The following is a 25,838-nucleotide window of genomic DNA, read 5'->3' on the forward strand; positions in this document are numbered from 1 at the left end:
GTAATGGTTCTGAAAAAACTTGTATGGGCGACCTTTGGTCGCCCTCTTTTTGTCATTGACCGATCGGCAAAAATTTTCATACACCCTCAGTGGACGGATAAAACCGTCCATTTTTTGTTTTTGCACAAGTTTACTTGACGAAATGAAGAAAAAGTTGTATAATATTAATTGATGCTTTATGAACTTTGTGTTTAAGCACCATGTACAAAAACAGCGTCATATATTTGTGCGAAAGATAGAATTTTGAAAAAAATAGCGACATTTTGCCTTTTTAAAACGTACTTATATATAGTGGGCTCACTTTTTGCAGTGTTGCCCACAAGAAACTTTTCAGAACGGAACATAAAAAATGAAGATAAAACAGCTTTTTTCGGGTGATACCGATAATACATTCATACAGTTTTTCAGATACGTCTTTGTGGGCGGCTTTGCCTTTGTGGTGGATTACGGCATTATGACCGCACTTGTGGAGCTTTGCCGCTTCGACCCCGTCATTGCCGCGACTATCTCTTTCGTGGCAGGACTTTTGGTGAATTATTCCCTGAGTACGTTTTGGATATTCAAAAATTCAAAGATAAAAAACCGTCTTGCAGAGTTTGCGGCATTTGCCGCCGTGGGCGTTGTGGGACTTGGCATAAACGCCGCAATAATATGGTTTTTTAAGGATATCCTTGCTTCAAAGCTCATATTCGGCACACTTCTCCCGCAGGATAAATATTATCTTGTGGGCAAACTCGTTTCCACAGTGATAGTTTTCATATGGAACTTTGCAGGCAGAAAATTTATTATATTTGATAAAAATAAAGTCTAAACAGGAGAGGATAACACATGGAAAAGGTAATTATTATAGGCGCAGGCCCAGCCGGTCTGACTGCGGCAATAGAGCTTCTTAAAAACAGCGGTGACTATGACGTGACCATACTCGAAGGCTCGCAGGCAATGGGCGGAATATCACAGACAGTGAGATATAACGGCAACCGCATGGATATAGGCGGACATAGATTTTTCTCCAAAAATCAGCAGGTCATGGATTGGTGGGCAGACCTTATGCCTTTGCAGGGCAAGCCTGCCTATGACGATAAAAAGCTAGGCCACGAAAAGCCGCTTGCCGAAAACGGCCCCGACCCTGAAACTGAGGATAATGTAATGCTCGTTCGTGACAGAGTGTCGAGAATTTATTACAATAAGCACTTCTTCGACTACCCTATCTCAATGAAGCCCGAAACCATAAAGAACATGGGCTTTGTCACCACCATGAAAGCAGGCTTTAGCTACCTGTGGGCGTGCGTGTTCAAAAAGCCTGAAACCAACCTTGAGAATTTCTATATAAACCGTTTCGGAAAAGTCCTCTACTCTATGTTCTTCGAGGGCTATACCGAAAAGCTCTGGGGCAGACACCCAAGCGAGATATCCGCAGATTGGGGCTCACAGCGTGTAAAAGGTCTTTCTATCACAGCCCTTTTGAAAGATATGTTCAAAAAGGTGTTCGGCACAAAGAATAAAGGCGAGGTAGAAACCTCCCTTATCGAACAGTTCTGGTATCCAAAATACGGCCCAGGTCAGCTTTGGGAGACCGCCGCTGAGAAAGTAAAAGAGCTTGGGGGAAAAATACTCACAGGCTGTCAGGTAAAGAAAATAATGTGCGAGGGCAGAAAAGTCACCTCCGTTGTCTGCGATACCGCTGAGGGCGAAAAGACCTTCACAGGTGATATCTTTATCTCCTCAATGCCTGTCAAAGACCTTATCCTCGGCATGGACGGCACAAAGCCTTGCGATACCGTTATAAAGATAGCCGAAGGTCTGCCATACCGTGACTTTGTTACCGTTGGTCTGCTGGTCAATAAGCTCAACCTTAAAAATGAAACAAATAAAACAACTCTCGGCAATATCGTCCCTGACTGCTGGATATATGTTCAGGATAAGGGCGTAAAGCTTGGCAGAATACAGATATTCAACAACTGGTCGCCTTATATGGTGGAAAAGCCTGAGGATACAGTTTGGATAGGTCTTGAGTATTTCTGCGCCGAGGGGGACGATTTCTGGAATATGTCCGATGAGGACTGCGTGAAATTCGCCACCGCCGAGCTTGTTAAAATGGGCGTCATCTCCGAAAATGAAGTCCTCGATTCACATAGAGAAAAGGTCAAGAAAGCATATCCTGCTTATTTTGATACCTATAAGCATTTCGATACCATGATAAAGTTCCTCGATACTTTCCCTAACCTCTATTGCGTTGGCAGAAACGGTCAGCATAGATATAATAATATGGACCATTCAATGCTCACCGCCATGGAAACAGCCGAGGCTATAAAGACCGGCAAAAAGAGCAGAAAAGATATCTGGAACGTGAATACAGAAAAAGAATATCACGAAGAAAAATCTGGAAACTAATATGAACAAAAAGAAAGGTGGACTTCTTCTGTCCCTGCGGAAAGACATGAACAGAAGAGCCATAAGCGACAGACGGCTTGAGGCGATCTTCCGCACCCTCAGCCGTCACCCTTATATAGTTGCAGCGTTCATATGCCTTGCACTCACAGGCTTTGGAAGCTATAGCTATAAGTTTTTAAACGGCGTCATTGTGTGTGGCGTTTTCATGATAATAGAGTTTTTCTACCTCAGACGGTTTTTGAAACAGCTCGATGACAGCGGAAAGCATACCGCAGGCTCAGTTTTGACCTTTGCAGGCAAGACCCTTTTGACCCTTGCGGCAGTGAATTATTTCGTACATACCCAGTATAAAGCGGCTTTTATCTGCTTTGCAGGACTTTGCGTCGTGCTTGTTATGTATGTCGCGTTGCTCAATAACGATAAAAAGTTCCACGACCGTGTCACCTGCCTTGCTTTGGCAGGAGCAGGCTTTGTCCTGCGCTATTCCTATGTCTTTATGTCAGATATCTATACAAGACAAAATGACGTGTGGTATTTCGGCGGCGAGGGCGGTCACGCAGGCTATATAGAGTATATCTATAATAACAACGCCCTGCCGAATTTCGACCCTACCACCCTTTGGCAGTATTATCACCCGCCTCTGCATCATATCATCTGTGCAGTATGGCTGAAATTCTGCACTTCCATAGGCATAGAGTATTATATGGCGTGCGAGGCTATACAAGCCTTGACCCTCTTCTATGTCTGTGCCGTAACAATAACAGTCTATAAGATATTAAGGCTCTTTGACCTTAAAGGCAAAGCCCTGACCATACCGTTCGGTATGTGCTGTATGTATCCATACCTTGTCCTAATGTCAGGGGGAATAAATAACGACCCTCTCATGCTGTGCTTTACAGTGGGAGCAATATATTGCGTGCTGAAATGGTATAGAGAACAGACCGCGAAGAATATCGTTAAAGCAGCCCTCTGTATTGGTCTTGGCATGATGACAAAAATATCCGTAGGGCTTATCGCCCCTGCCGTAGCCATACTTTTCTTTATGGCGCTTGTGCAAAATCGTAAGAATATGGCAAACCGCCTGGGTCAAATGTGCCTTTTCGGTGTAATATGCTGTCCTCTTGGACTTTGGTGGAGCGTGAGAAACTACCTGCGTTTCGGCGTAAAACCAAACTATGTCCCAAGCCTTTCAAATGCCGACGTCCAGTATATAGGCGACCTTACAGCCAAACACCGCCTTACAGACTTCAGCTTCTCACAGATCAAAATAGTCTTTGAGCAGTGGGGCGGTGAAAGCTATAAAGAGTATAACCCTACCATAGCAATGCTTAAAAACTCCATTTTTGGCGAGGGCATAAACGAAACTTTCTTCCCTGAAAACGCAAGGCTCGTGCCATATGCACTTTTCTGGATAGCCTTGGTTCTTGCGGTCATAGCGTTCATCGCAATGCTCATAGTGCTTTTTGTAAAGACCGATAACGCAAGATTTACCGAAAAACTCATGCTCACAGTGGTCTATGCCACTATCTTAGGCAACTATTATAACTTCTGCATCAGATATCCTTTTATCTGCACAATGAATTTCAGATACATAATCCCATGTATGCTCATAGGACTTATAAATATCGGACTTTTCACAGACCTTTGCAACCGCTCCGAAAAAGCCCCATGCAAAGCCATAGTCAGCACCCTGAGCTATCTTTCTTCTGCATTTATCGTCCTGTCCTACATAACATACTTCTTTGTGGCAAGCACCAACGGATAAAACCCCGACCCCATGCAGGGGCGAACAACGTTCGCCCGCCTAGCTTCCCCACAAACTGAAAAATATCGCAAAAAAATACCGACCGCTCAACCCGAGCCGTCGGTATTTTCATTATGCCAATATAGCCTTATTTCTTAGTAGTCACATTCTTAACAGCCGACCAAGCCCCGTAATACTTTGTGCCGCCTACAGTTGTGTAAGATCTTACACGAACATAGTATTTTTTGTTGGCAGAAAGCTTTGAAACAGTGGTCTTGTCTGTCTTGTTGTTTGTTATAGTCACTTTCTTTGCACTTGTGAACTTTGAGTTTGTAGCATACTGAATTTCATATCCGGTAGCAGAGCCTTTCTGCGCCCAATCCACAAAGAAAGCCTTTGACTTAGCCGTAAGCTTCTGTATCTCCTGCTTTGCAGGATTTATCTTGAACGTCTTTGTGATAACTCCGCCATACTTGCCCTTGCCTGTTATCTTTACAGTAGCCTTGCCAACTTTTTTGTTGTTTGAGTATGAAACTGTGTAGTCAGTGCCGTTTTTTAGAACAGTGTTTCCGACCTTTACAGTTACGTTCTGTGTGATAGCCTTTCCTGTGAACGCCTTTGTGGAAATGCCCGAAACAGTAGCCTTTGTGATGTCGTTGTTAGCTGTCTTTATGCTCTTTACATCAGACCATGCGCCGTAGTATACCTTGCCGTTTACGTTTGTGTAAGAACGAACACGAACATAATATGTCTTGTCCCCCGACAGACCGTTTACTGTCAGCGTGTCAGGCTTGTTTGCTGTCAAATGCTTTGAAACTGCACCGCTCATGTTTGCGTTTACAGAATACTCAACGTCATATCCCGTTGCAGAGCCTTTCTGCGCCCAATCAACAAAGAAGCCCTTGTATTTTGTTTCAAGCTTCTGTATCTGCTGTTTTGCAGGAACAATGTCGAACTTAGCACTCAGAGAGCCTGAATAGTTGCCCTTGCCGTATACATAAACGTTTGACGTGCCAACGTTCTTGTTGTTTGAGTATGAAACTGTGTAGTCAGTGCCGCTTGTAAGCGTCCTGCCTGCTACCTTTACTGTAACTGACGGAGTAATATTGCTTCCCGTGAATGAAACGCTTGAAGCCACTGAAACTGTTCCGCCTGCCATTGCACGCTTTGTGATAGTGAAGTTCTTTGATGTGTAACCTGTGTAGTCGCCCATGCCTGTCGCAATAACAGTTGTAACGCCAACGTTCAGATTGTTTCTGTATGAGATAGTGTAATCCTTGCCTTCCTGAAGCACCTTGCCGCCAAACGTAACTGTAGCCGCAGGCTTTTTGTATGTGCCGTCATAAACATAGCTTGTTTCTGAAAGCGTAATAAGTCCGTTGTTAAGGCTCTTCTTTGAAACAACTATCTTAACGTCCTTTGAAACGCTGTTATAACCATTTGCAGAAGCCGTAACAGTAACATATCCTGTGCCTGTCTTGAGAGCGGTCACGTTTCCGTTTTTGTCAACAGTGCATATTGACGGAGTCGTGCTTTTGTATGTGAGAACAGCGCCGCTTGTTGATGAGCTTGCGCCAATGTTCTTGCTCTGTCCCGCAACTATGGTAACGCTTGAAGAGCAGTTAAGATCTGCTTTTTTGCCGTAAGGCTTCATAAGAGCCTCGATAACGTCCTTTGCAGGGCTTGTAACAGTGTTGTTTTTTCTGTTTATGTAGCCGTGATATTCACTGTTGAGAACAATGCTGCTCCCGTTGTATACTGCAAAAGCATTGTTGTCCCACAGTACGCATGGAATTTTGTTCTTTTTTGCAAGCGCAGTGTAGTCTGTTGCCCACTTTACACGCTCAGCAGTGTTGTTCTTGTCCGTTGAGCCAAACTCGCCGATAACAACAGGTATACCCTTGTCACGGAAATTGCTTTTCAGCGTGCTGAAAAGGTTCTTAAGCTCGTCCTTTATATAAGAAGAGTAAGTCGATGTTGCACCATTTGATGTATCTATATTCATTGCAAAGTTGTAAGGGCTGTAAGCGTGAACTGATACAGCGATGCGGTTTTTGTTGCCTGAGATATCTGTAGGAAGCTTGAAGCCTGAAACAGTTGCACCGTCTATGGAAGCGTCGTAACCAGGACACATGATAAGTCTGCCCCTGTTGTTTGAGCCTGTGTCTCTTATGGTGTCAACAGCCTTTTGATTGAGCTTGTTAATGCAGTCGATAGCGTCCTTTACCTCTGACGGAATGTTCCACTTGTTGAACCACCACTCATAGCCTGTGCCAATAAGCCGAGGCTCGTTAAGGGTTTCAAATATAAGATGATAGTCATAATTCTTGAAATATTCTGCCATCTGTGACCATACGCTCGTGACAAATTTCTCAGAGCTTGAATATGCAGAAGACCTTGGATAATATCCTGCTCCCGAAGCGCTTTCAGAAGACTTTGTGTCATGATGAATATTCAAAATAACATACATATCGTTTTTGTAGCAGTAGTCAACTACTTCCTTTACTCTTGCAAGCCATGCTGAGTCGATAGTGTAGTTGTCACCCGATACGTGCTTGCCCCAAGAAACAGGCACTCTCACTGTGTTGAAGCCTAAAGACTTTACCTTGTCTATAAGAGCCTGAGTTGTTTTAGGATTGCTCCACGATGTTTCCGTGTCAAGACCTGAACCGCCTGTTGCGTCAAGAGAGTTGCCCAAATTCCAGCCCAGACCCATATCCTCAAGTATGGCTTCCGTGTCAGCGTTTTTAAGAGTCTCTCCCGACAATGCCTGCGCATTTATATCCCCAAGGTCAAGACCAATAAATATGGTCATTGCCATTAAAAGAGATAAAATAAAGCTCAGGTATCTTTTTGATACTGATTTCATTCTTTCCCGTCCTTTCATATATAAAATATTAACCTCATCAGTGTCTTTCATTATACCACATCTCTGTTCAAATTAGAATACGCTTATTAAACAAATAACCTACCTTCTTTTTGTGTATAAACCTCAAATGTTCATATTTTTAATCACTATATGAAAAAGTGCCAATTTATTTGAGTTAATATAATTATACAATGTTAAAATTTTAGAGGATATTATCTGCAAAAAAATCAGATCTTGCTATTGAAAATGGAGCAGTATTGTGCTATAATCAAATGTGTTCAGAACTTTAGTCCAAAGAAAGGAAAGGTATATTTTATGAAAGTTAAACAGTGGCTTGCATCATCACTTGCAGTGCTGATGCTTGTTTCGACCGTGGGCTGCGGAGATAATTCCTCAAGCTCAAAGGCTGAAAGCAAATCAAACAACAGCTCTGCCGTTGTTTCGGAAACTGCAATGCCTGAAAAGGATTATGCAACAACGACCGACGGCTCAGCGAAAGTCAAGATCGACGGAACAAAATTCATGGTGGGCGACAAGGAGCTTTGGTTCAATGGAGTGAACGCTCCATGGGATAAGTGGAACGACTTTGGCGGAGGCTTTAATTTTGAGTTCTGGCAGGATCATTTCCAGAAGCTTCACAATTCAGGCGTAAATGCCGCAAGGATCTGGATAATCTGCAACGGCGACGTTGGTATGGCTATCTCAGCAGACGGTACATTTGACGGTGCAACAACAGCTCATTGGGAGGATCTTGACAATCTGTTCTATCTTGCAGAGCAGTATCAGATCTATATAATGGCAACAGTTCAGTCCTTTGATAACTTCAAGGATCAGAACCAGAATTATCAGGCTTGGAGAACGCTCATTCAGGACAGCGACAAGACAGATATGTTTGTAGATAACTATATAGTTCCTCTCGTTCAAAGATATGGCAAGAGCGACTATTTCTGGTCTGTGGACCTTTGTAACGAGCCTGACTGGATAGTTGAAAATGAAGAGTGTGGCAAGCTTGATTGGCTCTATCTGGAGCAGTATTATGCAAAGGCAGCCGCAGCTATCCATGCAAATTCAGACGTTCTCGTAACCGTGGGAATGGGTATGATAAAGTATAACTCCGACAGCCAGCAGGGCAACAAAATATCCGACAGCGAGCTTCAGACCGTTTTGAGCGGTGATAAGTATGACAAGAGCCTTGCCTATGTTGACTTCTATTCAACTCATTGGTACACCTGGATGCAGGGAATGTGGGGATATCCTTTCAGCGAATCTCCAACAGACTTTGGCCTTGACGGTACAAAGCCTTGCGTTATAGGCGAATGCCCGGCCGTTGCAAGCGACAGCGATTTCGACATCACCTCAGCTTATGAGGACGCTTACAACAATGGCTGGAACGGCGTGTTTGCATGGAAAACAAGCGGTCAGGACGACGGCTGTGGACTGTGGCTGGATATACAGCCTGCTATAGAGAAAATGGCAGGTATCTGCGAGGATAAGATATTCCCTAACGGCAAAAAAGCTGTATAAACAAACTTTGATAAAATAATCACAAAAAGAGCCGACTTTTGCGGCTCTTTTTTGTTGCTCTTTTTTGTGAACAAATTGTGCTGTCTGTTGACTATAGTGCGGCATAATGCTATAATAAGATACGGAAAATCAATGACGATTTGCAGAGAGTAAAATGCTGTAGATCGTTATTTTTACGCATTAACGTCATATAATGGCGGCGTGGAAAGGAAGTAAAATCATGGAAGAATACAGCTACATATTGTTTATTGCACTAATACTGCTTTCGACCAAAATTCTCGGACTTGTAACAAAGAAAATGAAACTGCCGCAGGTAGTCGGTGCGTTGTTGGCGGGCGTAATACTCGGACCTGCCGTTCTTAATGTTGTAAAAGAAACTGAGTTCATCTCAGAACTGTCAGAAATCGGCGTTATCGTGCTGATGTTCACCGCAGGACTTACAACAGACGTTAAGGAGCTTAAAAAGACTGGTAAAGCGTCATTCATAATCGCTCTTCTTGGCGTTATCGTACCAATGTTCGGCGGACTTGGACTTGCCGCTGCAATGGGCATAGGCAAGGGCGATAAGCTCGCCTGCTCACCATTCCTGCAGCACCTCTTCATAGGCGTTGTGCTTACTGCAACATCAGTTTCTATCACAGTAGAAACTCTGAAAGAACTTGGCAAGCTCTCTACAAGAGCAGGTAATGCCATTCTCGGTGCGGCTATCATAGACGATATCCTTGGTATCATCGCATTGACCCTCATCACAAGCCTTGCAGATACAAGCGTTCACGTTGCAACAGTTCTTATTAAGATAGTAGCGTTCTTTGCAGTGGCTATCGGCTGTACAGTCGTTTACCATGTTGTGTTCACAAAGTGGAGAAAAAGAGATAAAAAAGACCTTAGACGTCACGTTATCATTTCCTTCGTTTTCTGCCTGCTCATGGCGTATGTAGCAGAGCTTTTCGGCGTAGCAGATATCACAGGCGCATTTGTTGCAGGTCTTGCAATTTCAAGCGAAAAGGACGTAAAGTATATCTCAAACAGATTTGAAACACTTTCGTATATGTTCCTTTCACCAGTGTTCTTTGCAAGCATCGGTCTTACAATGAACGGTATCAACATGAGCGGCAAAATGGTGCTGTTTACAGTTTTGCTCCTTGCTGTGGCAATAATCACAAAGATAATAGGCTGCGGACTAGGCGCAAAGGTTTGTAAGTATACAAATCAGGAAAGCTTGCAGATAGCAATGGGTATGATCTCACGAGGCGAGGTCGCACTTATAGTAGCGGCTAAAGGACAGAAGCTTGGACTTATGGGCGACGAGGTTTTCGCACCTATCATCATCATGGTGGTTGCAACAACGATAATCACACCGGTATTCCTGAAGTTTGTGTTTAAGGATAATCATGAAGAACACGTTGAGGACGAGCTTATGAAGTCTGTGGAGGGCTTCTCACAGTATGAACAGGAGCTGCAGGAACTCTCAAGAAAAGAAAAGTAATGAAAAAAGCAAAGAGCGGAGCAAAGAACTCCGCTCTTTTTTTGTACAAAAAATCCGCTGCCACGAATGATAGCGGATATGGGTGCAGGGGCACGCCCCTGCTTAAAGATTGAACATGATCTGATTGAGTACGCTCTCCAGATATTCCTGTCTGCCGCTTGAAAGTGAGTCAGTAACTTCGCCCTTCTCAACTGCATACTTCTCAAGGCTCTCCATGTCAGCCTTACCTGCAATGATGTCTGCACCAATGCCTGTTGTCCAGCTTGCATATCTGTCATCAACGAACTTGTCAAGTCTGCCGTCCTCAATGATCTTTGCAGCAGCCTTAAGACCAAGTGCAAATGTGTCCATACCTGCAATGTAGCTCAGGAAAATGTCTTCCATTGTGTATGAGCCTCTTCTTGCCTTAGCGTCAAAGTTCAGACCGCCGTTTGTGAAGCCGCCTGCCTTGAGAACTTCGTACATACAAAGTGTAGCGTCATAAGCGTTTGTAGGGAACTGGTCTGTATCCCAACCGAGCAGTGGGTCGCCCTGGTTAGCGTCGATAGAACCGAATACACCGTTATCTCTTGCAACTCTCAGCTCATGCTGGAAAGTGTGCTGAGCAAGTGTAGCGTGGTTAGCCTCGATGTTCATTTTGAAGTCCTTGTCAAGACCATATTTTCTCAGGAAACCGAGAACTGTAGCTGTATCGAAATCATACTGATGCTTTGTAGGCTCCTTTGGCTTTGGCTCGATGTAGAAATCACCAGTGTAGCCCTTTGAACGAGCGTAATCAACAGTCAGCTTCATAAGTCTTGCCATGTTGTCAAGCTCCAGACCCATGTTTGTGTTCAGAAGAGTTTCATAGCCTTCTCTTCCGCCCCAGAAAACGTAGCCCTTACCGCCAAGCTTGATAGTAGCGTCAACAGCGTTCTTGATCTGAGCAGCCGCATAAGCGAAAACATCAGCAGAAGGTGATGTGCCTGCACCATGCATATATCTTGGGTGATCGAAGCACTTAGCAGTACCCCAAAGAAGCTTCTTAGTAGGGTCAGCAGCCATTTTTTCAGCTATGTAGTCAACTACCTCAGCAAGCTTTGCGTTAGTGGTGCCGAGATCACCGTACTCAGGAGAAAGGTCACGGTCATGGAAGCAGAAATAGTCGATAGAAAGCTTGTCCATTATCTCGAAAGCAACATCGACCTTTTTCTTAGCTCTTGCCTCAGGAGCAGCCTCGCCCCAAGTCTTGTCAGTAGTGCCGCAGCCGAACATATCAGTGCCGTCGCCGCCCATTGTGTGCCACCATGAAAGAGCGAACTTGAGCTGTTCTCTCATAGTCTTGCCCATTACAACCTCATCTGGGTTATAGTACTTAAAAGAGAGGGGATTAGTTGAGTTTACGCCCTCATACTTGATCTTTGGAATATCCTTAAAATACTCTGCCATAATTTTGACCTCCGAATATATTATTGTTTGATCTTAACGATTAAACGATTACAATACAATAATACACCAAATCGCACCCGTTTGTCAACTGTTTTTTATCAAAATTGCATATATTGATATATATTAAAATTGTGGGATAACTGCATAGACACACTATTTTTTCTCGTATTTTCATCAATATTTCTGTAATAATTTTGTGTAATAACTGCACAAATTTTGACAACTAAACTTGTGCAAACAAATGATTTATTTTTTAATTTGGCAACATTTCTGCAATTGTTGCATTTTTTATGCAACAAAGCACCCCTTTTTCGGGATAAGTATAAGGGTATTATCCCAAATCGAATATCCTGCAAGGTAGCAGTGTATGAGGAAACATTTTGTCAACGTGAGTTAGGTGAACACGATGAGAGGTTCTGATCGCACAGAAAAGCACTTCCTGCACCTTGTTTGAAGCTTGAAAATTGAATAAAAATCGTACAAAACCACAAAATTACGGCAACAAAACTGTAGGGGCGAACACCGTTCGCCCGTCGAAGGAACAAGCCCACAATTACAACACGGTTTGGCAACCGAAAAACTTGCCCACCGCACCTGTAGGGGAGCGACGCAATTTCTGTTTCACAGAAATGGGCGTCCCGTTCGGAGGAATAACGCATAATTGTTGTATCATTGATGCCAAATTATTCTCGGGATGACATTGTTGTGATAATCTCCGTTAATTCAATGGGTGAGGATTATCGGGACGCCGAGGGCGTCGTCCCCTACAATTATGGATACTGTTGATACGTATACCTCCATTGAATACATTTATTCCCACTCGAAAATCTGATTTCAGACCTGCAATACCCCACAATAAATTGTACAATATGCTTCTGAAATCAATTTTTAGCTTGATAGATATTGTGCAACCCTACAAAAATCACATAAATGACCTTAAATGACTTGAATTTTGCGAAAAAGGTGCTAAAATATAATTAGCACTCAGAAAGACTGAGTGCTAACAATCCGATCGTGAGAGTGCTGAAAACATAGGTGCGACCACGAAGGATCCTAATTTAGCATATTAAAAGGTATCATAAAAGGAGGAACTTATCATGGCGATCAAACCATTGCAGGACAGAGTTGTAGTTAAGATGACAGAGGCTGAGGAAACCACAAAGAGTGGTATCATTCTCACAGGCTCAGCTAAGGAAAAGCCTGAGGTCGCAGAGGTAATAGCTGTAGGCCCTGGTAAAAAGGACGTTACTATGGGTGTTAATAAGGGCGACAAGGTGCTTATCTCTAAGTACAGCGGTACTAATGTTAAGCTGGACGGTGAAGAGTTCATTATCGTTAAAATGGACGACATTCTCGCAGTTGTTGACTAATTTCACTGCATTTTAAATAGTATATAAACGGAGGTAATTTACAATGGCTAAGGATATAATTTTTGGCGAAGACGCAAGAAAAGCTTTGCAGAGCGGTATCGACAAGCTCGCAAACACTGTTAAGATAACACTGGGACCTAAGGGCAGAAATGTAGTTCTTGATAAGAAGTACGGTGCTCCTCTTATTACAAACGACGGTGTTACTATAGCTAAGGAGATCGAGCTTGACGACCCATTTGAGAACATGGGCGCACAGCTTGTAAAGGAAGTCGCTACTAAGACTAACGACGCTGCCGGTGACGGTACAACAACAGCTACATTGCTTGCTCAGGCTCTTGTTAGAGAGGGTATGAAGAATATCGCAGCAGGTGCTAATCCAATGGTACTTAAGAAAGGTATGGATCAGGCTGTGGATACTGCTGTTGAAACTATCGTCGCTAACTCAAAGAAGATAGAAGGCTCTGAGGAGATAGCTAGAGTAGGTGCTGTTTCTGCCGCTGATGAGAACATCGGTAAGCTTATCGCTGAGGCTATGGAAAAGGTAACTGCTGACGGCGTTATCACTCTTGAAGAGTCAAAGACTGCTGAAACTTACAGCGAAGTCGTTGAAGGTATGCAGTTCGACAGAGGATATATCGCACCTTATATGGTAACAGATACAGATAAAATGGAGGCTGTCCTTGATGACGCTTACATTCTTATCACAGATAAGAAGATCTCTAACATTCAGGAAATTCTTCCACTTCTCGAGCAGATCGTAAAGGCTGGCAAGAAGCTCCTTATCATTGCCGAGGACGTTGAGGGCGAGGCTCTTTCAACTCTTATCGTAAACAAGCTGAGAGGTACTTTCACTTGCGTAGCTGTAAAGGCTCCTGGCTTTGGCGACAGAAGAAAGGAAATGCTCCAGGATATAGCTATCCTCACAGGCGGTCAGGTAATTTCATCTGAACTTGGTCTTGAACTCAGCGAAACAACTATGGAGCAGCTGGGCAGAGCAAGACAGGTAGTCGTTCAGAAAGAGAACACTATCATTGTTGACGGCGCAGGCAACAGCGACGATATCAAGGCAAGAGTTGGTCAGATCAAGTCACAGATCGAGAACACAACTTCTGATTTCGACAGAGAAAAGCTTCAGGAAAGACTTGCTAAGCTTTCAGGCGGCGTAGCTGTTATCAAGGTCGGTGCTGCAACTGAGGTAGAAATGAAAGAGAAGAAGCTGAGAATAGAGGACGCTCTGGCAGCTACAAAGGCAGCTGTTGAAGAGGGTATCGTAGCAGGCGGCGGAACAGCTCTTATCAACGCTATGCCAGCAGTTAAGAAGCTCGTTGACAAGCTCAGCGGTGACGAAAAGACAGGCGCTCAGATCGTTTACAAGGCTCTTGAAGAACCAGTTAGACAGATCGCAGTGAACGCAGGTCTTGAGGGCAGCGTTATCATAGACAAGATAATCCGTTCAAGAAAGGTCGGCTATGGCTTCAACGCTTATACTTCTGAGTATGTTGACATGATACCTGCAGGTATCGTTGACCCTACTAAGGTTACACGTTCAGCTCTCCAGAACGCAGCTTCTGTTGCTTCAATGGTGCTCACAACTGAGAGCCTTGTTGCAGACAAGAAGGACCCACAGGCTGACGCTGCTATGGCAGCCGCAGCAGCAGGTGCAGGCGGAATGGGCGGTATGTACTAATAAGCTCCCATGACTAATATCTGATATAATTTACAGCCTCCGTAGTTATCCTGCGGAGGCTGTTTGTATGGAATGGGTAATATTTTATGACATGGTTTACAAAAATCAAATAAAATCCTCGATGTTTTTGTAAGTAAAATCCAAAAGTATTGATTAATTAAATTAAATATATACATATTGTTGCAGACGTCCGCTTAAAATTGGAGCAAATTATGATATTTAATAAAAAATTAAATAAATATTCACACAATGGGTTTGTGAATTTGTTATAATACTTATATCAATTTGAATAATTATTGTCTTTTGTTCAAATTTTCAGAAGTGCGAAAATTTGAAATAATGGGCATGAAAAGAAGTAAATAAACGAAAGGAAGATGAAATATGTCGCTTGGACGAGTATTGGTAGTAGACGATGATAAGAACATCTGCGAGCTGCTTAGGCTTTACCTTGAAAAGGAGGGCTATGGAGTAATACTTGCACATGACGGTGAGGAAGCAGTGGTAAAATTCAACGCTCTTAAGCCTGACATCATACTGCTTGACATTATGCTGCCTGGTATAGACGGCTGGCAGGTATGCCGTGAGATAAGAAAGAAGTCCAACGTGCCTATCATCATGATAACCGCAAAGGTAGAAACATTTGATAAGGTGCTTGGTCTGGAGCTTGGAGCTGACGACTATATCGTAAAGCCTTTCGATACAAAGGAAGTTATCGCAAGAATAAAGGCTGTATACAGAAGAGTTGGCCAGTCATCAGGCGAAGCTGAGATAAAGGAAGTCAAGTATGACAAGCTTTCAGTTAATATGACAAGATATGAGCTGAGAGTAAACGGTCAGGTGCTTGACACACCGCCGAAGGAGCTTGAGCTTCTGTTCCACCTTGCTTCAAATCCGAACAGAGTTTATACAAGAGATCAGCTCCTTGATGAGGTATGGGGCTTTGAATATTACGGCGATTCGAGAACTATCGACGTTCACGTTAAGCGTCTGCGTGAGAAGCTTGAGGGCGTTTCTGACAAGTGGGCACTTAAAACTGTATGGGGCGTAGGATACAAGTTTGAAGTCGCTGAAACACCGCATGAGTAATCGTAAAAGCATATTCTTTAAATACTTTGTAATTTGTTCAGCAGTAATACTTATAAGCTTTGTGTGCTTAGGAACGGTATTACTGCTGGTTTCTTCAAGGTATTTTATTGACGAAAAAAAGAGCCTGTTGGAGAAAAACACCAAGGCTCTTGCTTTATATACGCAGGAAGAAATGCTGGCTCAGCCTGCCGACTGGAAAAAGTCGGTGACAGATGAGATGATGCAGTATTCAATGGCGTGCAACGCTGATTTTATCTTGTGCGACTCTACGGGAGCAGTGCTTGTGAACTCCAGTAAAGATCCTGTGTGCAGCCCTCATAATATATCTGTCCATGAGCTTGAAGCTTTTTCTGACAATTGCGAGTATGTTTATTCGGATCTCGGAGGAGCTTTCGATGCTATATATCATGTGATAGGTAAGTCGTTCAAAGCGAATGGACCTGAATATTATGTGCTTGCATTCAGTTCAAAGGCGGCTCAGGACGACTACACCTACAACATAATGGAAATATTTATAGTTTCCGCTATAATAGTTTTGGTCATAGTAATGTTTCTGGTATATTTCATGACGCTGAAGCTTACAGAGCCTATAAAGGAGATAGCGGAGGTGTCAAAGAAGATAGGAGCAGGAGATTTTTCTGTCACGCTGCCTGATTATTCTACCTCGGAGCTTGAACAGCTCAGCAACGCTTTCAACGATATGGCTGCCAGCCTGAAAAGCTATGACACCATGCGAAATAGCTTCCTTGCGAACGTTTCTCATGAGCTTAGAACGCCTATGACGTCTATAGGCGGTTTTGTGGACGGTCTGCTTGACGGCACCATACCAAAGGAGCAGGAGAGATATTATCTTAAGATAATTTCCTCTGAGGTACACAGACTTGCAAGGCTCGTAAGAAGTATGCTCAATCTTGCAAAGATCGAGGCAGGCGAGCTTAAACCTAATTTGCAGTATTTCTCTGTACTTGAGCCGATAGTCGATACCCTTGTGACTTTTGAGCCAAGGCTTGAGGAAAAGCAGATAGAGATAAGGGGTCTTGACGTTGACAGAGTGACCCTTTATGCGGATAATGACCTTGTGCATCAGGTCATGTATAACTTGATAGAGAATGCCATAAAGTTCGTTGACAAGGGCGGTTATATAGAGTTCCACTTTGAGCCAGAGGGCAACATGACGAGCATTTCTATCAGAAACAGCGGCGAGGGTCTGTCTGAGGACGAGCTTCCGCTGGTGTTTGACAGGTTTTATAAGACCGATAAGTCAAGAGGACTTGACAAGACGGGCGTTGGATTGGGACTTAATATCGTGCGTTCTATCATAAAGCTCCACGGGGGCAAGATAATGGTACGAAGCGTTAAGAACGAGTATACGGAATTTGTGTTCACGCTGCCTAACAAGGCGGAGGGCGACTAGGAGGCTCATATGGAGCAGTTTGAAGAGCAGCCTTGTCTGCATGATGAAAATGAAGATACAGCCCAAGAAAATGGGCATTACAAGCTGCCTGAGGGAGCGGTAGCCGCTCACAAGGTGGACGAAGATTTTTGGTCGGCTGTTGATTCGGCAAGAAAAAGAAGCCGCCACAGAGAGCGTATGCGCCATGCAGTTGCAAGGCTGTGCTTTATGGTGCTTTTTGTAGGCATCGGAATAGCCATATCAATAACCTCCATAAGGGGAAGCGGCTGGGTGAGAAATCTTGTTACAGGGGACGAGAAGATAAGCTTTACGCTTCCTGTGGCTGACAAGCCGAAGCTTGACGATGAATTTTATCAGGCTGACGGAAGATACACTGCCGAGGGTATCGCAAAGGGGTTTTCTCCTGCTGTGGTATCTATAGAGGTTTACAAAAATTCGGGTGGATATGTTGCGGCAGGTCAGGGCAGCGGTGTTATAATGTCTGCTGACGGATATATCGTCACAAACGCTCATGTTGTAAATGCGGCGGAGTCGGGCATAAAAGTTGTTCTAAGCGACAATTCGGAGTATGAAGCCAAGGTGGTGGGGCAGGACCCTGCCACGGACATAGCGGTGATAAAGATACAGGCGCAGGGCTTGCAGGCGGCTGAGTTCGGTGATTCAACTCAGGTGAATGCAGGGGAAGAGGTAGTCGCTATCGGCTCACCGGCTGGCTATTACGGCACTGTGACAAAGGGTATCGTGTCAGGTGTGAACCGCAGGATAAGGCTTGAAAACTCGTCAACAATAATGAACTGCATACAGATAGACGCAGCCATAAACCCCGGTAACTCAGGTGGAGCGCTGTTCAATATGTGGGGGCAAGTCATAGGGATAACCTCATCGAAGCTTGCTTCAAGCGACTATGAGGGCATAGGCTTTGCGGTATCCATAGACGAGGCGAAGCCTGTTATTGAGGAGCTTATGGAAAAGGGCTATGTGGCAGGCAGAGTAAAGATAGGTGTGACTTATTATGCTGTCAGCGACACCACTGCTGAGATATACGGTATAAAGCCGGGCATTTGTATTGTGTCCATAAACCCTGATTGTGACGTTGCCAACACAGACCTTGTGGAGGGCGATATCATCACGGAAATAGACGGAAAGTCCACCGCAGGAGAGGTGGATATAGCGTCGCTGTTTTCAGGAAAGCAGGCAGGAGATGAAGTCGTCTGCAAGGTATATCGCAAGACGGACAGCGGTGATGAGAAAGAGTTTGAGATAAAATTCAAGCTTATGGCGGATAACGGCGGTCTGGTGGCAGATAGTCAGGCGGAATAGATAACAAAAATGGATAAAAAAGAAAAAAGCTGTGGTAAGAAAGGGTACCACAGCTTTTTTCTTAGGGGATTAATAAAATATGTGATGATATTATAGAATTACTATAATACTATTATTATATATTCCCATTAGTTTCATGTCAACATAAAAGTGTGACAGCTATTTTAAAAAAATCTGTCACACTTTTTGTCACTGGAAAGATGTATAAAAATACAAAAGAGCAGACCATATTGCGATCTGCTCTTAGTTTTCATGAAAAATTATTCAGAAAGACCCTCGATAGAGAATGTAATCTCAAGGCTGTCCTCAAATGCAAGATTGTCCTTGTCAATAGGAGAATCCTTAGCTGTATCGCCGTAATCGTTGTAGATCTCGATTCTGTAGCAGTTGTTGTTGTCCTCGATGTTGCCATACTTGATCTTAGCTTTATCGAATGCAACTTCCTGACCGTCAGCCTTGATAGACTTAAGCTCTACCTTGAGATCGTCAGCGTTGTACTTACCTGGAGTTTCCTTATCAGTCTTAGGATCGCCTGTGCCCTTGAGTTTTTCGCCGTTAAGAAGACCGATGATATCAACGCACATTACTACGCAACCCTGAGCGCCAACAGCATAGTCGCCGTCAAGAGCGATCTGTGGGTTGATGCCCTCGTCTGGATCGTCATAAGCTATAGAAGCGTTTGTGATAGAAACTGTGTACTCACCGTCGCCTGTTATGTCAGCGTCAACGCCGAATGCTTTAGTAGCTTCAGGTTCGCCCTGACCTTCCCAGTTGCCCCAGAGCCACTCTCCGTCACCGAACATAAGGAATGCATCATAGCCCTCGAATGTCTTTACAGGTGTGTAATCAGAGTCACCGCCCTCTGTCTTTGAGTCAGCTGTGCTGTCTGCTGTTGCAGCTGAGTCGCCTGCTCCGCCGCCTGTTGCAGCAGAATCCTCTGTAGCAGCTGTTGTAGTTGTTGCAGCTGTAGTTGTAGTAGCAGCTGTAGTTGTTGTTGCGGCAGGTGTGCTTGATGAATCAGCTGAATCGCCGCATGATGCGAATACTACTGTTGTCAGAGAAAGAGCTGTGACAGCAGCAAGAATTTTTTTAGCTTTCATTATAATAACCTCCTGAAAAATAATGGCAGTTACACTACCCCTAAGATAGAATATCTCTAATGAATATGATACAAAATTTTCGCATTTTTTTCAAGATACTATTTTAACAAATTTCCCTATGATAAATCGTTTACATTATACAAAACTTGTTGAAACTATATAAAAATATTAACCTTACAGCAACATATTGAACAAATCATGCGAAAATCGTGTACTTAAAATATGAATAACCTGAGCTTTATGTGGCACAATACTGGCAGTCAGAAACAAAAAGGAGCGAGAACAAAATGGATATAAATTTGAGCAAGGCACAATACAGCGAGATGTACAAAGAGGCGTCAAAGGGGACAAAGTGGTGGGTGACCATACCGAAGGCGTTTTTATTTGGCGGACTTATATGCGTTATTGGGCAATCGCTTATGGATATGTATTTATATTTAGGTTTATCCAAGGATAACGCCTCAATGTCGGTATCAATAACTTTGATATTTTTATCGGCTCTTCTCACAGGTCTTGGCTGGTATGACCGCATAGCGAAGCACGCAGGTGCAGGTACGCTTGTACCCATAACAGGTTTTGCGAACTCTGTGGCGGCGCCTGCTCTTGAGTTCAAGACGGAGGGATATATTCTTGGGCTTGGGGCGAAGATCTTCATTATCAGCGGACCTGTTATTCTTTACGGCACTTTGGCTAGTGTGCTTTACGGGCTTATTTATTATTTGTTTTTGAGGTAAGCTGCTTGCAATTCATGATAACCGCACAAACTCACTGTAGGGGAGCGGCGCAATTTCTGCTTTGCAAAAATACGACGTCCCGTTCTGAGAGCGATAAGGTTTGGCTTTATCACGAATTTGTGTAGATGTGCCGTGCTGGGAAATATTATGCAGTTCATTGTGCATATACCGCATGATTGAGCAGCAAGCAGGTGCGGGCTGTCGGGGGCGCCAGCCCCTACACATTTGTGTCGATTTTTTTCGTCGCAAAATCGCTGGTGTTCTTTGCGGATTTTACTTTATGCTATGGGATAGAAAAAGCGGTGCAGAGTTTTTCACTCCGACACCGCTTTGTTTTTTTGATTTTTACTTTTTATACGAGGGTATCCTTATACTTTTTGCCCTCTACCACCAATATTGGATAGCCGTCAAGATACGGTTTCACGGCTTCCTGATTTTCGTCTGCATACTCAAATATCTGATCTGCCAGCTCGTTAGCCGTTTTCGTCAGCTCCTTTATGGACTTTTCATTCATAGTAGGACAGACCGGCGACAATGTTATTACTTTAGTTTCATTTAGTGCCATTACTCTCAGCGGCCATATCCTGCAGTCGAACGGTTTGTCGTCGCCTAATATACAGCCCTTCTCGTTATCCAGCATTGGGCAATAATACAGGTCTGCATTCTGTTCCTTATCCATTTTGAACAAGAAGTGGTTTTCCTTCTTTATAAATTCCTGCTTAGGGGTATATTCCTGCAATATCTTGCTTGCAAGCGTTTGTGAGATATACGGTGTTTCCCATATATCATAGCTGTCAAAGCAGCAGCATATCCTGCACTTTGCACATTCCTCTTTTGACAATATTTTTGAAAGCATTTTTTCTGTCATGCCTGCCGTTTGCAGGCATTTCCCCCTTTCACGTCTATGGTATGTTAGCCACACTTTTGTGGATTGTATGTTTTTACTAATTATAACACGTTTCTTTGATAAAATCAATAGTGGCTTACTTTTTTCTACACAGGGAGCTATCTGTTTTATGTGAATTAACAAACTATTTACATTTGCTCTGCCGTATTGGGGATATTCTCTTTACGGAATGTCTTATTTGCGGCAAATCCTATGCCGAGCATCACTGCCATGCCTGCCCACACAAGGGGTTCGCTTATCATGATGCCGAAATATCCCATGCGTGGGGCGAGTATCATTGCCACTGCGAACTTGCCCAAAAGCTCTATTATGCTTGAAGCTATAGGTGTTATCTTATCTCCTACGCCCTGAAGTGCGTTTCTGAAAACTATTACTATGCCGAGGATAAAGTAAAATGCTGTGTTTATTTTCATGTATTTTTCCACTGTACCCACTATCTCAGGGTCGCTGATACCTGTGATAAGGTGTGCGAAAAATGGTGTGAAAAGCCATGTTGCGGCTATTACGATAACAGACCAGCCCCATGTTATGAGGGTCGCTTTTTTCACGCCCTCTTTTACTCTGTCTATCCTGCCTGCACCGTAGTTCTGGCTTGAAAAGGTTGCTGAAGCTGCACCGAAAACGGATATAGGGAGCATAAAGATCTCAGATATTTTTCTTGCGGTGGTGTGGGCGACTATTATGTCAGTGCCGAAGATATTTATTGCGCCCTGCATTATAACAGTGCCGATACCAACGAGAGATATCATAAGTCCCATTGAAACTCCTGTTGCATACATATCTCCTGCGAGCTTGAAGTTAAAGCGGAAGTCGCTTTTTGATGGGATAAGAAATTTGTGTTTTTTAATGATGTATATTACACAAAGCACAACTGAGATACCCTGTGCGATAAGGGTGGCATATGCCGCACCCTCAACACCCATTTTAAAGCCCAGGATAAAGAGCAGGTCAAGCCCGATATTAGCGATAGTTGATATTATAAGGAAGATAAGTGGCGAAACAGTGTCGCCGACTGCACGGAGGACACCTGCGCAGATGTTATAGAACATTGATATTATCATTCCTGCAAGGATTATGACTATGTAGGTTTTTGCCTGCTTAAAGATGTTGTCAGGCGTGTTCAACGCTTTCAGCAGTGGGTCGATAAAGGCAAGGCTGAGGGCGGTTAGGGCTATTGCCGTTGCGATACCGAGGGTAAGGGCGTGGGCGACGGACTTTTTCAGGCGGTCAAACTCTTTTGCACCGAAAAAGCGTGCTGTCACAAGGGCAAAGCCGTTTGTAAGACCGTTCAGAAAGCCTATTATGACGGTGTTCACTGATGAAGTTGCGCCAAGGGCGGCTATGGCGTTTTTGCCTAAGGTCTGACCCACGATACGGGTGTCGGCAAGATTATAAAAAAGCTGAAAAACGTTGCCAAGCAAGAGGGGCAGGGAAAACATTAAAATAAGCTTTGTGATATTTCCTTTCGTTAGGTCTTTCATAATTCTTTCTCCTATTTATGTCTTATATTTATTCCTAAAACCATATTATTTTAGCACAAATAGAATTTCAATTGGTTATATTACTGTGAACATTTATTGTACATACTATACAATTTGCGGTGGTTTTATTTGTGTGCAATAACGAAAACGTTTTAGCAAAAAAACGCCCGACAGAAATTTATCCGTCGGGTGCTAAAGGGGAAGTTTGGTGTAATTTTATTTAACTATGTCTACACTGTCAGTGGGTTTTGAGAGATCGGCATAGCTGTATGAGCGTATCTGTCTGTCGGAGAAGATATAAATATATCCGTCCTGAACGAATGCACTGCGGTAACGATCTTTCTGGTCATTGTCGTTGACCATAGCCGTGATCTCGTCTTCGCTAGCCTGATCGAAATAATCGTCAAAATAATCTGTATATTCGTCAAGCTTTATAGTTCCATACTCGCTGAAGGTTTTGGTTTCTATGTTATATTTCATTACCAGAATTTTTTCAATAGTTTTTTCATAATAGGTATATTCCCAATTGTCGCCGTCATCGGTCTTGCCTACTGTGGTTATGTCATAGAATGGTATGGCTATATATCCGTTTTCGTTGTCTGTTATTATGGAGTTTGAAGAAATAGTGCTGGCGGATCTTTGGGTCATATCCTTTCCGTCAACTGTTGTTCCCATTTCTTTCTCGTGATATTTGTATTCCTGTATAGTCTTGAAGAAGTTGAATTTCTTTACTACCTTTGTGTCATAAACCTGCACCTGATCCACTGTGCCGTTAGCATTCGCTATGCCCTTGCCGCTTGAGCCGTATAAAAGCGTTTCTTGCTTTTCTGTTTTGCTCTTGTCGAGTATCTTTACGCTGAAAGAGTCAAATGACGTGCTGTCGGTGCGCACTGCGATATCGTCATTATAGTTCGTCAGGTCATAATGGAAAATGTTGTTTGCCGTTGACACTGCTATCACTTTATCATCAGGGGTCACCTGAGTTATCTTGTTAGGGTCTGAGAAATCATATACTTCATCAAGCTGGATATTGTTCGCTTGCTGATAAGTGTCATCATTGTTATATGCGGAAGAATAATCTCTGTAAACATACAGCATAGAATGATAGAACGTGTTATATCTTACGCTTTCGAAATCGATGTCCTCGTATGTGAGGGTATTTTTCACAGGGACGCCAAGGTCATTGTCAAAAAGCCACAGGGTGCAGATATTAATGCCGCTATAATAGGTATTGAGTGTGCTGATATCGTAAATGTTTGCAGAGTCGTTTGAGAACAGCGACAATCTGCCGTTATACTCATCTCCTGATATGGCGTGGCTTATATGCTCGGCGTCTGCGCCTGTGACGGTCTGGGTTTTGTTAAGCTCCATGTCGCCGCCACCGTAGTTTATTCTTGTAATAAGCGCTCTTGTTGGCACTGTGCTGTAATCATCGTCTGTTTTTTCAAAGCCATATGCTCTTAAAATATAAATGTTGTCTGTTCCCATTAAGATGCTGCTTTCACCGCAGGCGATAAGCTTTGAAGCCATGTATGAGCCTTGATTTTTTCCGTCAAAGGACGAAAGCAGGATCATGGACGGTGTATTATCTCTGGCTGTGATATACATTTCACTTTCTTCAAAAAGCTGTTTTTCACCATTGATGTATCGCACGGGTGCGATATCCTCGGGCTTTTGGTCATCTAAGAGCAGTGAAGCCGCTCGGGTGTAGCGTGACACGATGAAAAATTTTCCGTCAACTTTTCTTATGCTCTCCAGCACGCCGGGCTGTTCAAACTCGCTTATGAGCTTGATATTCTCAGGGTCGCTCACGTCAAACACGCACATTCCGCAGTATTCGATATCGAGGTTTTTCTTTCCTGACTTCACGGGTAAGATAAAGTCGAAGAAAGCGTAAAGCTCGTTATTATCCAGATACATTGCAACAACGCTTGGTGCGAACTTACAGCCGTACTGTTCGTATTCGGCAATGTCGACAAGACCTTTTTTAAGGAAGGTTTCCGCAAAGATATCCTGTTCTGACTTTGTGATATTTCCGTTTTGGGTAATATAAACGTCGATACCGCCATTGTCAGTAATGAAATGGGCATTTCCGTAGGTTATGTTTGTTTCCAGCTCATCTATGCTGGTTGTGGGGGTGATATCCACGCCTGAGCGAGTGAGCTGTATACCAGCGGGGTTAGGGGTGAGCTGGTGATCTCTGAGCGCCTGCTTATACAAAGCCACATAGTCATCGTCATCAACAGACAAAGCGTCGATATTTTTGAATATATAGCTATTGTCAACTATAAAGTCCTCTATGTTTTTGCTGTTGCTATTTATATAGTTGTAAAGACCCTTATAGGTCGTTCCACGGAGGCCGTCAAGACCTGAGGCGTCAGCGGACTGTGAAGAAGCGGAATTGGGGTATTTTTTGACGAACTGGGTATTGCTGAACCTAAGCACAGCAAATCCGCCTACCACAAGGACGAAAGCCGCCACCACAGCCAGACATCTCAGGGCGTTGCTTCTGCCGCTGTTTATTTTTATCTCTGCACTATTTGGAGTATTTTCGATAACGGGTCTGAAGCCTGCCACGTCCAGCATATCTTTTATTTCCTGGGGCATGAGCTTATCAGGAATTTTGTTTGCCTGTTCCATTTGTCTGATAAGCTTTCTGCGTTTTCTTAAATTTCTCATCATGTCACCTCCTTTCCAAACAGCTTACTGCGTATTTTTGCTTTACCTCTGGATATATGGGAACGGACTGTCGTATCTTTAATACCTGTTATCTCCATTATCTCCCTGCCTTTGTAGCCTGCTATACAGTGAAGTGATATACAGAGTCTTTCCGCTTCACTGAGATCAGCAAACTCTTCTAAGATCTCGCACCGCTCGAATCCGTTTTCGTCCTTGATTATTGCGTCGCTTTCATTAATATAATCGAGGTTAGAGCGTCTTTGGGCGTATTCCTTTTGTTTTTGTTTGATCTTGGCGACCAGAATTTTGAACATCCAGCTATCGAAAGCTTCGCTTTTCCGCAGCGAGGAGATGCTCATATAGCCGTCCAGCACAGCGTCCTGCACTGCATCGGCGGCGTCCTCGGCATTTTGCAGGTTAGCGAGGGCGTAATAATAAAGCTCCTTATATATCTCTCCATAGAGCTTAGAAAAGGCGTCCGTATCGCCGTTCACCGCAAGTTCTGCGAGCTTTTTTCTTCCCTTTTTGTCCAATCTGATCCCCCCTGTCGTCCGTCATAATATAAGTGTATATTTTTCACTGAAATGTTGCAGTGAAAAATATTTTTTTGAATAAAAA

General features: G+C 43.5%; 18 protein-coding genes. 11 read left to right on the forward strand and 7 right to left on the reverse strand.

The window, feature by feature from the left end; genetic code table 11:
- Positions 1–349: 349 nt before the first annotated feature.
- Genes AB5Z01_RS03950 through AB5Z01_RS03960 form a run of 3 tightly spaced genes read left to right on the forward strand, consistent with a single transcriptional unit; the run spans position 350 to position 4,156 of the window.
- Entirely contained in the window at positions 350–811 is a 462-nt protein-coding gene (locus AB5Z01_RS03950; protein WP_046439191.1) for a GtrA family protein, read from the forward strand.
- A gap of 17 nt (positions 812–828) precedes the next feature.
- Entirely contained in the window at positions 829–2,391 is a 1,563-nt protein-coding gene (locus AB5Z01_RS03955; RefSeq protein WP_287214755.1) for an NAD(P)/FAD-dependent oxidoreductase, read from the forward strand.
- A 1-nt stretch (position 2,392) separates the two neighbouring features.
- A complete protein-coding gene (locus tag AB5Z01_RS03960) occupies positions 2,393–4,156 on the forward strand; it encodes a glycosyltransferase family 39 protein (protein WP_287214753.1) in 1,764 nt (587 codons plus the stop codon).
- Between the two features lie 127 nt (positions 4,157–4,283).
- Here the strand turns inward: AB5Z01_RS03960 and AB5Z01_RS03965 are convergent, their stop codons facing one another.
- Positions 4,284–7,004: a cellulase family glycosylhydrolase gene (locus tag AB5Z01_RS03965; RefSeq protein ID WP_368365338.1), complete on the reverse strand. Its 2,721-nt coding sequence runs from the start codon at positions 7,002–7,004 to the stop codon at positions 4,284–4,286.
- 315 nt (positions 7,005–7,319) lie between these two features.
- Between AB5Z01_RS03965 and AB5Z01_RS03970 the strand changes: the two genes are divergently transcribed.
- On the forward strand, positions 7,320–8,528 hold the full coding sequence (locus tag AB5Z01_RS03970; protein WP_022287210.1) for a carbohydrate-active enzyme: 1,209 nt from the start codon (positions 7,320–7,322) through the stop codon (positions 8,526–8,528).
- A gap of 220 nt (positions 8,529–8,748) precedes the next feature.
- Entirely contained in the window at positions 8,749–10,014 is a 1,266-nt protein-coding gene (locus tag AB5Z01_RS03975) for a cation:proton antiporter (protein ID WP_368365339.1), read from the forward strand.
- Between the two features lie 102 nt (positions 10,015–10,116).
- Here AB5Z01_RS03975 and xylA read toward each other — a convergent pair whose 3' ends face one another.
- Positions 10,117–11,442 carry a xylose isomerase gene (xylA, locus tag AB5Z01_RS03980; RefSeq protein WP_022287212.1) on the reverse strand — a complete coding sequence of 442 codons (1,326 nt, stop codon included), beginning with the start codon at positions 11,440–11,442 and terminating at the stop codon, positions 10,117–10,119.
- A gap of 1,097 nt (positions 11,443–12,539) precedes the next feature.
- On the opposite strand from xylA, the gene groES reads away from it, so the two are divergent.
- From groES to AB5Z01_RS04005, 5 genes are all read left to right on the forward strand, one after another.
- A complete protein-coding gene (groES, locus tag AB5Z01_RS03985; RefSeq protein WP_022288719.1) occupies positions 12,540–12,812 on the forward strand; it encodes a co-chaperone GroES in 273 nt (90 codons plus the stop codon).
- A gap of 43 nt (positions 12,813–12,855) precedes the next feature.
- Entirely contained in the window at positions 12,856–14,499 is a 1,644-nt protein-coding gene (groL, locus tag AB5Z01_RS03990; RefSeq protein ID WP_038670252.1) for a chaperonin GroEL, read from the forward strand.
- Positions 14,500–14,880: 381 nt separating this feature from the next.
- Positions 14,881–15,585: a response regulator transcription factor gene (locus tag AB5Z01_RS03995; protein WP_022288718.1), complete on the forward strand. Its 705-nt coding sequence runs from the start codon at positions 14,881–14,883 to the stop codon at positions 15,583–15,585.
- Positions 15,578–16,999, forward strand: coding sequence for a cell wall metabolism sensor histidine kinase WalK (locus AB5Z01_RS04000; protein ID WP_038670254.1), 1,422 nt, complete (start codon positions 15,578–15,580; stop codon positions 16,997–16,999). Before AB5Z01_RS03995 ends, AB5Z01_RS04000 begins: the two co-directional genes overlap by 8 nt.
- Positions 17,000–17,008: 9 nt before the next feature.
- A complete protein-coding gene (locus AB5Z01_RS04005; protein WP_287216266.1) occupies positions 17,009–18,319 on the forward strand; it encodes a S1C family serine protease in 1,311 nt (436 codons plus the stop codon).
- 260 nt (positions 18,320–18,579) lie between these two features.
- On the opposite strand, the gene AB5Z01_RS04010 is transcribed toward AB5Z01_RS04005, so the two are convergent.
- The gene (locus AB5Z01_RS04010; RefSeq protein WP_278645431.1) at positions 18,580–19,419 is read right to left on the reverse strand and encodes a hypothetical protein; all 840 of its coding nucleotides are present in this window, start codon (positions 19,417–19,419) and stop codon (positions 18,580–18,582) included.
- A gap of 287 nt (positions 19,420–19,706) precedes the next feature.
- On the opposite strand from AB5Z01_RS04010, the gene spoVAC reads away from it, so the two are divergent.
- Complete coding sequence (gene spoVAC / locus AB5Z01_RS04015) at positions 19,707–20,153, forward strand: stage V sporulation protein AC (protein ID WP_022288714.1); 447 nt, start codon at positions 19,707–19,709, stop codon at positions 20,151–20,153.
- 352 nt (positions 20,154–20,505) lie between these two features.
- Here the strand turns inward: spoVAC and AB5Z01_RS04020 are convergent, their stop codons facing one another.
- The 4 genes from AB5Z01_RS04020 to AB5Z01_RS04035 form a co-directional block, all read right to left on the reverse strand.
- A complete protein-coding gene (locus tag AB5Z01_RS04020) occupies positions 20,506–21,021 on the reverse strand; it encodes a hypothetical protein (RefSeq protein WP_267300745.1) in 516 nt (171 codons plus the stop codon).
- A gap of 167 nt (positions 21,022–21,188) precedes the next feature.
- Positions 21,189–22,541, reverse strand: a complete 1,353-nt coding sequence (locus tag AB5Z01_RS04025; RefSeq protein WP_368365340.1) for an MATE family efflux transporter — start codon at positions 22,539–22,541, stop codon at positions 21,189–21,191.
- A 216-nt stretch (positions 22,542–22,757) separates the two neighbouring features.
- Positions 22,758–25,220 (reverse strand): hypothetical protein, encoded by a 2,463-nt coding sequence (locus AB5Z01_RS04030; RefSeq protein WP_332009494.1) that lies wholly within the window; start codon positions 25,218–25,220, stop codon positions 22,758–22,760.
- Positions 25,220–25,753 (reverse strand): RNA polymerase sigma factor, encoded by a 534-nt coding sequence (locus AB5Z01_RS04035; RefSeq protein WP_022288710.1) that lies wholly within the window; start codon positions 25,751–25,753, stop codon positions 25,220–25,222. Before AB5Z01_RS04035 ends, AB5Z01_RS04030 begins: the two co-directional genes overlap by 1 nt.
- Between the last annotated feature and the right edge of the window lie 85 nt (positions 25,754–25,838).

Source organism: Ruminococcus sp. RTP21359st1_H3_RTP21359_211015, assembly GCF_040909065.1.
Taxonomy (GTDB): Bacteria; Bacillota; Clostridia; order Oscillospirales; family Ruminococcaceae; genus Hominimerdicola; species Hominimerdicola aceti.